This window comes from Pseudomonas guariconensis (genome assembly GCF_015680235.1).
Taxonomy (GTDB): Bacteria; Pseudomonadota; Gammaproteobacteria; order Pseudomonadales; family Pseudomonadaceae; genus Aquipseudomonas; species Aquipseudomonas guariconensis_A.
Map to the genome: position 1 here is coordinate 80248 of NZ_JADLJL010000020.1, position 11816 is coordinate 92063.

Genomic DNA, 11816 nt, shown 5'->3' on the forward strand with positions numbered 1-11816 from the left:
GCCTGTCCGGGCGTTTGCCGCTTTAGTTACAGGTAGCAAGAATGGCAAAAGAATATAGCCGTACCCAACGCATCGGCGACCAGATGCAGCGCGAGCTGGCCGAGCTGATCCGTCGTGAAGTCAAAGACCCGCGTGTCGGCCTGGTGACCATCACCGCCGTGGATGTCAGCCGCGACCTGGGCCATGCCAAGGTCTTCATCACCGTCATGGGCCAGGACGGCGCCGATGCCGTGCCGCAGACGCTCAAGGCGCTCAACAGCGCCGCGAGCTTCCTGCGCCTGCACCTGGGCCGTGTCATGCAACTGCGCAGCGTGCCGCAGCTGCATTTCCACTTCGACGAAAGTGTCAGCCGTGGTGCCCACCTGTCGGCACTGATCGAGCGGGCCGTGGCCGAAGATCGCCTGCACAAGGATGCCGACAAAGCGGACGCCGAGGAGTAACCGGTGGCCCAGGTCAAACGAATCCGCCGCAATGTCAGCGGCATCATCCTGCTCGACAAGCCGCTGGGGTTCACCTCCAACGCCGCACTGCAGAAAGTTCGCTGGCTGCTCAATGCCGAGAAGGCCGGCCATACCGGCAGCCTCGACCCGCTGGCCACCGGCGTGTTGCCACTGTGCTTCGGCGAGGCCACCAAGTTCTCCCAGTACCTGCTCGATTCCGACAAGGGCTATGAGACGGTCATGCAACTGGGGCAGACGACCAGCACCGGCGATGCCGAAGGCGAAGTCCTGCAGACCCGCGAGGTGACCGTTGGTCGTGCCGATATCGAGGCTGTGCTGCCGCGCTTTCGCGGTCAAATCAGCCAGGTACCGCCGATGTACTCGGCGCTCAAGCGCGACGGCCAGCCGCTGTACAAGCTGGCGCGTGCAGGAGAGGTAGTGGAGCGCGAGGCGCGTTCTGTTACTATTAGCCGCTTGGAGTTGCTCGAGTGCGAAGGCACGCGGGTTCGCCTGTCGGTTGGTTGCAGCAAAGGCACCTATATCCGCACCCTGGTGGAGGATATCGGTGAGGTGCTGGGCTGTGGTGCCTATGTCGCCGAGTTGCGTCGTACCCAGGCTGGCCCGTTCGAGCTGGCCCAGACCGTGACCCTCGAGGCTCTCGAGCAGGCCCACGCAGACGGCGGCAATGAAGCGCTCGATCGCTTCCTGATGCCGTCCGACAGTGGGCTGCAGGACTGGCCGCTGGTGCGCCTCTCCGAGCACAGTGCGTTCTACTGGCTGCATGGCCAGGCGGTTCGCGCCCCGGATGCGCCGCAGTTCGGCATGGTCCGGGTACAGGATCACAATGAACGCTTCATCGGTATCGGTGAAGTGAGCGAAGACGGGCGAATTGCGCCGCGTCGACTGATTCGGTCGGAATGATCGAAACCGCAGGCCGAGGCTCTGGCCGAAACCTGCGCAACCGAGGGTGGCTGTTAATAGGCACGGTCACTCCTCTTCTCATTAATACAGGGACTTGTCCCTGGCCTATTGGAGACCGTTCGCGGGATCCGTTTATCAGGAGAAGCCAAATGGCCCTCAGCGTCGAAGAAAAAGCTCAGATCGTTGCCGAATACCAGCAAGCCGCCGGCGATACCGGTAGCCCGGAAGTGCAGGTTGCTCTGCTGACCGCCAACATCAACAAGCTGCAAGGCCACTTCAAGGCCAACGAGAAAGACCACCACTCCCGTCGTGGCCTGATCCGTATGGTCAACCAGCGTCGTAAGCTGCTGGACTACCTGAAGGGCAAAGACACCACTCGTTACAGCGCCCTGATCGGTCGCCTGGGCCTGCGTCGCTAATAGCGTCCTGGCCAGTGGTGTGCATGGCGTGTCGCATGTTTCGGGAATGCTACCTGGTAGCATTCCCGTCAGGCACGCCACGCGTATCTCCGAGGTTGGCAGCCTGGCTGTGCTGAGCGGATTTTCCGCGCGGCGGCCAGGCTCCCAGCCTCGTGTTGTATCTGGACGGTCAATGGGGCCGATTCCCCGTTCTGCCCAAGAATTCGCAAGAACAAGTTCCCCCCAGAGCCACTGAAAAAGGTAGGAAACCGTGAACCCGGTAATCAAGACGTTCCAGTTCGGTCAGTCGACCGTTACTCTCGAGACAGGCCGTATCGCCCGTCAGGCCACCGGTGCCGTACTGGTCACCGTCGACAACGATGTCACCGTGCTGGTGACCGTGGTCGGTGCCAAGCAGGCCGATCCAGGCAAGGGCTTCTTCCCGCTGTCTGTTCACTACCAGGAAAAGACCTACGCCGCCGGCAAGATCCCGGGTGGTTTCTTCAAGCGTGAAGGCCGTCCTTCCGAGAAAGAGACCCTGACCTCGCGCCTGATCGACCGTCCGATCCGCCCGCTGTTCCCAGAAGGGTTCATGAACGAAGTGCAGGTCGTCTGCACCGTGGTTTCCACCAGCAAGAAGACCGACCCGGACATCGCTGCGATGATCGGTACCTCGGCTGCCCTGGCAATCTCCGGTATTCCGTTCGAAGGCCCGATCGGCGCCGCCCGCGTTGCCTTCCATGAAAGCACCGGCTACCTGCTGAACCCGACCTACGAGCAACTGCAGGCGTCCAGCCTGGACATGGTCGTCGCCGGTACCGAATCCGCCGTGCTGATGGTCGAGTCCGAAGCCAAGGAACTGACCGAAGACCAGATGCTGGGCGCCGTACTGTTCGCCCACGACGAGTTCCAGGCCGTGATCCAGGCCGTCAAGGAACTGGCTGCCGAAGCCGGCAAGCCGACCTGGGACTGGCAGGCACCTGCTGCCAATACCGAGCTGCTGAACCTGGTGCGCGCCGAGTTCGGCGAGGCTATCTCCCAGGCCTACACCATCACCCTGAAGGCCGATCGCTACAACCGTCTGGGCGAGCTGCGCGACCAGGCCGTCGCCCGCCTGTCCAACGAAGAAACCGGCCCGACCGCCGGCCAGATCAAGGACATCTTCGGCGAGCTGGAATACCGCACCGTCCGCGAAAACATCGTCAACGGCAAGCCGCGTATCGATGGCCGTGACACCCGCACCGTTCGCCCGCTGAACATCGAAGTCGGTGTTCTGCCCAAGACCCACGGTTCGGCCCTGTTCACCCGTGGCGAAACCCAGGCCCTGGTTGTCGCGACCCTGGGTACTGCCCGTGACGCCCAGCTGCTGGACACCCTCGAAGGCGAGAAGAAGGACGCCTTCATGCTGCACTACAACTTCCCACCGTTCTCGGTCGGTGAGTGCGGCCGCATGGGCGGCGCCGGCCGTCGCGAGATCGGCCACGGCCGTCTGGCCCGTCGTGGCGTCCAGGCCATGCTGCCGAGCGACGACGAGTTCCCGTACACCATCCGCGTGGTTTCGGAAATCACCGAGTCCAACGGCTCCAGCTCCATGGCGTCGGTGTGCGGTGCATCCCTGGCCCTGATGGACGCTGGTGTGCCGATGAAGGCGCCGGTTGCCGGTATCGCCATGGGCCTGGTCAAGGAAGGCGACAAGTTCGCGGTCCTGACCGACATCCTGGGTGACGAAGACCACCTGGGCGACATGGACTTCAAGGTTGCCGGTACCGCCAAAGGCGTCACCGCGCTGCAGATGGACATCAAGATCAACGGCATCACCGAAGAGATCATGGAAATCGCCCTGGGCCAGGCCCTGGAAGCGCGCCTGAACATCCTCGGCCAGATGAACCAGATCATCGCCCAGTCGCGCAGCGAGCTGTCGGCCAACGCTCCGACCATGCTGGCCATGAAGATCGACACCGACAAGATCCGTGACGTCATCGGCAAGGGCGGCGCCACCATCCGCGCCATCTGCGAGGAAACCAAGGCTTCGATCGACATCGAAGATGACGGCTCGATCAAGATCTTCGGCGAAACCAAGGAAGCCGCAGAAGCTGCCAAGCAGCGCATTCTGGGCATCACTGCCGAGGCCGAAATCGGCAAGATCTATCTGGGCAAGGTCGAGCGTATCGTCGACTTCGGCGCCTTCGTCAACATCCTGCCGGGCAAAGACGGCCTGGTGCACATCTCCATGCTCAGCAACGAGCGTGTGGAGAAAGTCACCGACGTACTGAAGGAAGGCCAGGAAGTCGAAGTGCTGGTACTGGACGTGGACAACCGCGGCCGTATCAAGCTGTCGATCAAGGACGTGGCGGCGGCCAAAGCCTCCGGCGTCTAAGCGCCGCAGGCGAAAAAAGGACTCTTCGGAGTCCTTTTTTTTCGCCTCGATTTTTACTTTGCCCGCTTGCATCTTGCATGCAGGAATTTGCCCAGGCTTGCAAATTGCACGATGGCAATTGCTTACCACTGTTTTTAACTAATTGATTTTAAAGGGTTTTATGAACTTGAAAAGCTGGCACAGCGCGTGCAACGGTATTCATACCTGCCGCCAGGACTGACGGCGCAGGCCTTTCGAACAACAGGAGTGACTCACATGAAGAAATTCGCCATTGCTGCCGCTACTGCCACCGCCCTGACCCTGACCATGGCAAACGCGGCATTCGCCCAGCAACCCGCCCAGTCTCCAATGACCCTGGCGGCCGGTGAAATGACCAAGGCCAAGGAAGAGACCAAAGACACTTGGATCACCACCAAAGTGAAGGCCGACCTGATGACAGAGAAAGGCATCCCTGGCAGCGATATCAAGGTCGAGACCAACAAAGGCGTGGTCTCCCTGTCGTCCGATGTGGCCATTACCCAGTCGCAGAAGGAGCAGGCGATCGCCATCACCAAGAAGATCAAAGGTGTGCAGGACGTATCCGCTGATGGCCTGAAAACCGAATAAGGGATGTCCCGTCGGCCAAAAGGAATTGGCCACCCCTTCTCACAGGCCGCTCCTCTTCGTAGGAGCGGCCTTGTGCTGCGACAAGGGCGCAACGCGTCCCCCGTTCACTCCCCGCCCAGGCGCACCGGGTTGAAGGCGATTACATCGCTTTCGAAGCAATCCTGCTCCAGGATCAATGGCTCGACCAGCGGCCTGCTGTCGCGGAAATGAGCCGTCTGGGTATGCGCCTCGTACGCCGCGTCGTCGCGATAGATCTCATAGAGATAGATCACATCCGGGTCGACCCTGTCCTGGGACACATCGAATACCAAGCAACCCGGCTCGTTGGCGACCGAGGCGGCGGCATTGACCTTGATTGCAGAAAGGAAAGCTTCGGCGCTGCCGGGTTTGACGCGGGTCTTGATGAACAAACTGTACACAGGGCGATCCTTTTGTTTTAAATTCGGCTTTAAATTGTATACATAGCAGGAGCCGAATTCATGTCCGATCTACCCGTCCGCCCTGGCCGCTTGAATGGCTTGCGCCATCTTGCCCTGCTGGTCCCGAACCTGGAGGAGTGCGAGCGTTTCTACGTCGACCTGCTCGGCATGGAGGTGCTGCACCGTGCCCATGAAGATCTGGTGTACCTGACCTGCGGTAACGACAACCTGTCCCTGGGGCGTGCCGCAGGGGCGGCCAATGGGTTGCAGACCATGGACCACTACGGGTTCATCGTCGATAGCGTGGAGGAGCTGGATGCCTGGTATGCCTATTTCAAGGCCCATGGCGTGACGCTGCTGGATCGCCCATTCGACCATGGCGATGGGGCTCGCAGCTTCCATGTGCTCGACCCGGCGGGGAACAAGGTTCAGCCGCTGTATCACCCGGCGGTGTCCGGGCAACGGCTGGTCTGATTCATTCAGGTATCCGCCATCGCGGGGCCCTTCGGGCTGCGCTGGCGCGTAAATCGAATCGCCGCCGCTCCCACGGAACCTCGCACAATGGTTCTATAGGAGCGGATTTGTCCGGCGATGGTCTACCCGTTACTCGGCATCCAGGTGCATCGGCGTAATGACTTGGCCATCGCTTTCAGCCTGCCCCAGGGTGGTATCGAGGAAATACACCCGGTCATCCTCCAACTGGCCCTTGTCCACCAGGTAATCCTTGATGCTGCTCGCGCGTTCCTGGCCGAGGGTACGCAGCAGCGCCGCGCTTTCGGCCCAGGACTTGATCACCGCATCGCGCAACTTGATGGTGCGCTCGTCGCGGCTGAGCTCCTGCCATTCGGCCGGTGGCTGCTGCTTGAGGCGGTTGCGATAGATACCCTCGAGCATGGCCGGCTTGTCGCTGTCGTCGACCACCAGCATCGAGGCGTTGGCCGGCACCTTGTCACCGCGGCGCTGGAGCATCTTGTACCAGGTGGCCTGGTATTCGCGCTCCAGGCGTTGCTGGGCAATCAATGGGCCATCGCTGCTCTGGGCGCTGGTGCCTTCGATTTCCAGGCGCAGTTCCGGGCGTTCCTTGAGGGCCGCTGCCAGTTTGTCCAGGGCCGACTGAGCATCGCTGCTCAGTTCGCTGGAACCAGGGGCGAACTTCACGGTGCCAAGGTCTTGCGAGCCGCCGCCGGCAATGAGCCCACCGATGAACTTGAACGGCGCCTGGGCCGCGCGCAGCACCAGGTTGCGCAGGGTCTGCCAGACGATCGGCATGACACTGAACTGAGGGTTGTTCAGGTCGCCTGAAACCGGCAGCTCGATGGAGATCTTGCCCTCGGTATCCTTGAGCAGCGCGACCGCCAGGCGGATCGGCAAGTCCACGGCATCCGGGCTGTCCACCTTCTCGCCCAGCTGCAACTGCTCGACCACCACCTTGTTCTCGGCTTTGAGCTGACCGTTGGTGATCAGGTAATGCAGGTCGAGGTTGAGCCGGCCCTTGCGGATGCGGAAGCCCGCGAATTTGCCGGAGTAGGGCGTCAGGGTGGTCAGCTCGACCCGTTTGAAGCTGGTGGCGATGTCCAGGCTCGCCAGAGGGTTGAACGGGTTGAGCGCGCCCTTGATGGTGACCGGGGCGTAACGGTCGACCTTGCCCTTGACGTCCACCTTGGCCGGCGCCGGCTTACGGTTGTCGATGGTGCCGATCTGGCCGTTGAGTTGCTGCACCGCCGTGGCGAAGTTGGGCGTGAGGGTCAGGTCAGCGAAGTTGGCCGAACCATCGTTGATGTCGATCTGGCCGATGTGGATGCCCAGCGGCTTTTCAGTGCTCGCATTGGCTGGCTTGGCCTGGCCGCTGCTCGGCGCACCCGCCGGTTGTGGGATCAGCAAGTCATCGACGTTGGTGGTGCGGTCTTCGTTGATGATGAAGCGTGCATAGGGCTGCAGCAGGCTCACCTTGTCGATCGACAGGGCGTCGCCATGGACATAGGACAGGCCGTTCAGGTCCAGTTGCTGCCATTTGACGAAGTCCCGGTCCTTGATGGTGTCCAGGGTATGCAACTGGCTGACCTGGGCCTTGCCGCCCACGGTGAAGGCCAGCGGCTCGGTACTCTTGAGTTCGACCTTAAGGTCGCTGGCGAGCATGCCGCTGCGCAGTTCCAGGCGGATATACGGGCTGATATAGGCCTGGGCCACGCGCAGGTCGATGTCACGGGTGCTGACGTCGAGCTTGGCCGTGACCGGGGCCAGGTTGACCTGGCCTGCCGCCTGCAGTTTGCCTTGCTTGCCCACGCCGGTATCCAGCTTGAGGGTGAAAGGCGACTGGTTGAGGCTGTCGAAATTCTGCAGGTCTACGTTGAGCGGGCCGACATCCAGCGCCACCGGCTCCTTCTGGCTACGGTCGGCCAGATGCACCAGATAATTGCGCAGTTGTACGTCCTTGAGCAGCACCTGCCAGGGCTTGCTCGGTTCCTCGGCTGCTTTTTCCTTATCGCTCGGTTCGGCGGCGGCGGGCTCGGCCTTTTCCTGCGGGGTGGCCTTGGCCGGCTGGCTGGCGAACAGCTTCTGCCAATCGAGCTGGCCATCCTGCTCCACGGCGGCCCAGGTTTCCAGCTTTTCACTGCGGACCTTGCCTACGATCACCTGTTGCTTGGCCAGGTCGATGGACGTCTCGCTGACATCCAGGCTGGCCAGGCGAGCCAGCTGGCGGCCATCCGGGGCCTTGATGGCGAACGGTGCGATGCGCAGCGACGTCTTGTCCAGCAGCAGCTCGGTTTCCTTGGCGAGGTTGAGCTTGTAGTGGGTGTCGAGGCTCACCACGCCATCTTCCAGCACCAGCGGGACGGCATCGCGTACGTAGGGCCAGAAGGATTTCATCCGGCTTTCGGTGACCTTGAGTGTGCCTTCGGACGCGATGGGGGCCAGGCTCAGGGTGCCCTTCCAGTCGATGCGCCCGCCGTTGGGGCCGTTGGCCACCAAGGTCATATCGGCGTTGTCGTCGGGCAGCGTGCTGAGGTTCTTCAGCTCCAGGTTCATGGAGTCGTAGAGGAACTCGATGGGCTCGCTGGGGCGCAGATCTTCGAAATGCAGGTAGCCTTCATTGAGCTTGATGCTACCGATGCGCAGTGGGAAGGGGTCGCTGGGCGGCTCGTCGGGCTTGGCCTCGCTGGCCGGCAGCTTGAACAGCTGGGTCAGGTTGAGGGTGCCGTCCTTGGCGAACAGCACTTCGTTGCGTGGCTTGTCCAGCTCCACGGCATCCAGGTGCAAGGCCTTGGTCCACAGGCTGTCTAGCGAGAGGTTGGCGTACAGGCGTTCGAAGCCGACCTGCTCCTTGCCGGGCTCGCCGATCTGCAGGCCCCAGAGCGTCAGCTCCAGGCTGAAGGGGTTGAATTCGATGCGCTGCAAGTGCGCCGGCACAGTGGCGTATTGCGCCAGTTGCTGGTTGGCGATACGCAGGCCGACACCGGGAAGAATGAGAAAGCCGAGCAGGCTGTAAGAGGCAACGATGGCCAGCAAGGCGCCGAGGGCGCGAGTCAATCCTTTGGGCATGTAAGGCGTCATCTGTCTGAAGCGAGGTGCCTTGGAGTATGGCACGTTAAAACGGTTCCGACGAAACGACCAAAATACCCTATTCGATACCCATGCGTCGCCGTGCGCGGTGCGCGGACCCGTCGCGCATGGCCCAGCGCAGCACGGGGGCGGTCCCTTTGATGCCCAGGCGGATCAGGCGCTGCTGCAACGGGCCCTGGTTCAGGCCCAACAGGCTGCGGGCCCAGTCGGGCAGCAGGTCGATGCCGGCGTGGAGCATCAGCTTGCCCACCGGCTCGGCCATGCGGCTGGGGGCGGGGGCGTCGAGCAGGATCTTCATCACTTCATGGCTGCGCGCATCGCATTGGAGCTGCGGGCGCATGCGCTGCAGGTAGTGCTCGACCTGCTGGCAGGAGCGTGGCACCTCTCGGGCGCCGAGGCGTTCGGCAATGAGGGCGATCTCGTCGTAGTAGGCATCCTGGTCGGCACATGGCAGGTCAGGGTTGCGGTAACGCAGGTGGGCGGCGAGGAAGCTGCTGACCTCGGCGACGTGCACCCAGGTCAGCAAGTCCGGGTCGCTGGCTGCATAAGGGCGGCCATCGGGCGCGGTGCCGACCACCTGCAGGTGAATGGTGCGGACCTTGTCGATCAGCCATTGGGCGTCGCGGGTCGAACCGAAGGTGGTGCCGGAAATGAACTGGCTGGTGCGGCGCAGGCGGCCGAGCAGGTCGTGGCGGAAGTTGGAATGGTCCCACACGCCGGCTAGCGCCAAGGGGTGCAGCAATTGCAGCATCAGCGCACTGATGCCGCCGACCAGCATGCTGGGAAAATCGCCATGCACCTGCCAGCTGACGCTCTGCGGGCCGAACAGCCCCGGGTCGCCCTTGGGCGATTCCAGGTCGAGCTGGCCGAGGGCGAGCCCGGTTAGGCTCATGACCTGGGTTTCGATGCGGCGGCGTAGGGCTTCCATGGCGGTCCTGCAGGCCGCCATGGCGGCCATCTACTGGTTGAGGCGTTTGTCGATCAGCCCCTGGACCACGCTTGGGTCGGCCAGGGTCGAGGTATCGCCCAGGTTGTCCAGCTCGTTGCAGGCGATCTTGCGCAGTATACGCCGCATGATCTTGCCCGAGCGGGTCTTGGGCAGGGCCGGGGCCCATTGGATCAGTTCCGGTTTGGCGAAACTGCCGATCTCCTTGCTGACCAGGGCGAGCAGCTCGGCCTTGAGCGCGTCGTCCGGGGCAACACCGTTCATGGGCGTGATGAAGGCGTAGATGCCTTGGCCCTTGAGGTCGTGAGGGTACCCCACCACAGCGGCCTCGGCGATGCTGTCGTGCAGCACCAGCGCGCTTTCCACCTCGGCTGTGCCGATGCGGTGGCCGGAGACGTTGATCACATCGTCCACGCGCCCGGTGATCCAGTAGTCGCCGTCGGCATCGCGGCGGGCGCCGTCACCTGTGAAGTAATAGCCGGGCATGGGTTTGAAGTAAGTATCGACCATGCGCTGGTGATCGCCATAGACGCTGCGGATCTGCCCAGGCCAACTGGCCTTGATCGCCAGCAGGCCGGCACCTGGCCCTTCGATCAGCTTGCCTTTCTCGTCCAGCAGTACCGGTTGCACGCCGAACATCGGCTGAGTGGCACACCCTGGCTTGAGGTGCGTGTTGCCGGGCAAGGGGCTGAGCATGATGCCGCCTGTCTCGGTCTGCCACCAGGTATCGACGATGGGGCAGCGTTTCTGCCCGACTGCCTCGAAGTACCACTCCCAGGCTTCCGGGTTGATCGGCTCGCCGACGCTGCCCAGCAGGCGCAGGCTTTGTCGTGACGTACCCTGTAGGGGGGCTTGGCCTTCGCGCATCAGGGCGCGCAAGGCCGTGGGGGCGGTATAGAAGATGTTCACCTTGTGCTTGTCCACCACCTGCCAGAAGCGCGAGCTGTCCGGGTAATTGGGCACGCCTTCGAACATCAGCGAGATCGCGCCGTTGGCCAGGGGGCCGTAGACGATATAGCTGTGCCCGGTGACCCAGCCGACATCGGCGGTGCACCAGAACACCTCGCCGTCACGGTAGTCGAACACCACCTCGAAGGTGAGCGCGGCCTGCAGCAAGTAGCCTGCGGTGGTGTGCAGCACACCCTTGGGCTTGCCGGTGCTGCCGGAGGTGTAGAGGATGAACAACGGGTCTTCCGCGTCCATGGGCTCGGGCGGACAATCGTCACCGGCTTTTTCCGTGGCGTCGTGGTACCACAGGTCGCGCCCTTCGCTCCAGGCCACATCGGCACCGGTGCGGTGCACGACCAGCGCGGTGGACACGTTGGGGCAGTTGGCCAGGGCCTTGTCGACGTTCTGCTTGAGTGGGATGCGCTTGCCGCCGCGCACACCTTCGTCGGCGGTGATCACCGTGCGGCAGTCGGCATCGAGGATACGGTCACGCAGGGCGTCGGGCGAGAAGCCGCCGAACACGACCGAATGGATGGCGCCGATACGTGCGCAGGCGAGCATGGCATAGGCCGCCTCGGGAATCATCGGCATGTAGATGCACACCCGATCGCCTTTCTTCACGCCCCGGGCCTTGAGCGCATTGGCCAGCCGGCAGACCTGGCGATGCAGCTCGCGGTAGCTGATCGCCTTGGCGTCCTTAGGATCGTCGCCTTCCCAGAGCAGCGCGGTCTGCTCGCCTCGGGTGGGCAGGTGGCGGTCGATGCAGTTGTAGCTGACGTTGAGTTGGCCGCCGTCGAACCAGCGCGCCGCGCCGGTATTAAGGTCGCATTGCTGCACCTGGCGCCAGGGTTTGATCCAGTCCAGGCGCTTGGCCTGTTCGGCCCAGAAGCTGTCGGGGTCTTCGACCGACTGGCGGTAGAGGCGGCGATATTGGTCGAGGGAAAGGCGAGCAGACTGGCTGACGGCCAGGGCTTGGGGGTAGTCGCGGATATCGAACATGGCGGGTGGTCCTGCTCTTGTCGGGCGATGGACTGCACGACATCCCGATACGCAAGGCAATGACATGATCGCCGGCAGGATGAGGTGCAACGGCTATTCGATTGGACAGTGTAGCCTGCGAAGGTGTTCCGGGGTGCTGTGGCCCAATCGCCGGCAAGCCGGCTCCCACACGTGCGAGTCTGCACCGGGGCGGGTGGGAGC

The 11816-nt window shown here is 62.8% G+C and carries 10 protein-coding genes; 6 read left to right on the forward strand and 4 right to left on the reverse strand.

Annotated features, from left to right (window positions below):
* Positions 1–41: 41 nt before the first annotated feature.
* The 5 genes from rbfA (at position 42) to IRZ56_RS15150 (ending at position 4742) form a co-directional block, all read left to right on the forward strand.
* Positions 42–440 (forward strand): 30S ribosome-binding factor RbfA, encoded by a 399-nt coding sequence (gene rbfA, locus IRZ56_RS15130; protein WP_196145665.1) that lies wholly within the window; start codon positions 42–44, stop codon positions 438–440.
* A gap of 3 nt (positions 441–443) precedes the next feature.
* Positions 444–1361 (forward strand): tRNA pseudouridine(55) synthase TruB, encoded by a 918-nt coding sequence (gene truB / locus IRZ56_RS15135; RefSeq protein ID WP_196145666.1) that lies wholly within the window; start codon positions 444–446, stop codon positions 1359–1361.
* 149 nt (positions 1362–1510) lie between these two features.
* A complete protein-coding gene (rpsO, locus tag IRZ56_RS15140) occupies positions 1511–1780 on the forward strand; it encodes a 30S ribosomal protein S15 (protein ID WP_011532144.1) in 270 nt (89 codons plus the stop codon).
* A gap of 250 nt (positions 1781–2030) precedes the next feature.
* Positions 2031–4136: a polyribonucleotide nucleotidyltransferase gene (gene pnp / locus IRZ56_RS15145; RefSeq protein ID WP_196145667.1), complete on the forward strand. Its 2106-nt coding sequence runs from the start codon at positions 2031–2033 to the stop codon at positions 4134–4136.
* Between the two features lie 255 nt (positions 4137–4391).
* A complete protein-coding gene (locus IRZ56_RS15150; RefSeq protein WP_196145668.1) occupies positions 4392–4742 on the forward strand; it encodes a BON domain-containing protein in 351 nt (116 codons plus the stop codon).
* 104 nt (positions 4743–4846) lie between these two features.
* Here IRZ56_RS15150 and IRZ56_RS15155 read toward each other — a convergent pair whose 3' ends face one another.
* Positions 4847–5161, reverse strand: a complete 315-nt coding sequence (locus IRZ56_RS15155; protein WP_196145669.1) for a putative quinol monooxygenase — start codon at positions 5159–5161, stop codon at positions 4847–4849.
* 60 nt (positions 5162–5221) lie between these two features.
* On the opposite strand from IRZ56_RS15155, the gene IRZ56_RS15160 reads away from it, so the two are divergent.
* Positions 5222–5635 carry a VOC family protein gene (locus tag IRZ56_RS15160; RefSeq protein ID WP_084855470.1) on the forward strand — a complete coding sequence of 138 codons (414 nt, stop codon included), beginning with the start codon at positions 5222–5224 and terminating at the stop codon, positions 5633–5635.
* 129 nt (positions 5636–5764) lie between these two features.
* Here the strand turns inward: IRZ56_RS15160 and IRZ56_RS15165 are convergent, their stop codons facing one another.
* The 3 genes from IRZ56_RS15165 to acs all read right to left on the reverse strand — a co-directional run bounded on the left by IRZ56_RS15165 (position 5765) and on the right by acs (position 11615).
* Positions 5765–8701, reverse strand: coding sequence for a DUF748 domain-containing protein (locus IRZ56_RS15165; protein ID WP_196145670.1), 2937 nt, complete (start codon positions 8699–8701; stop codon positions 5765–5767).
* Between the two features lie 79 nt (positions 8702–8780).
* Positions 8781–9650: an oxygenase MpaB family protein gene (locus tag IRZ56_RS15170; protein ID WP_196145671.1), complete on the reverse strand. Its 870-nt coding sequence runs from the start codon at positions 9648–9650 to the stop codon at positions 8781–8783.
* Positions 9651–9680: 30 nt separating this feature from the next.
* Complete coding sequence (gene acs, locus IRZ56_RS15175; RefSeq protein ID WP_196145672.1) at positions 9681–11615, reverse strand: acetate--CoA ligase; 1935 nt, start codon at positions 11613–11615, stop codon at positions 9681–9683.
* Positions 11616–11816 lie beyond the last annotated feature (201 nt).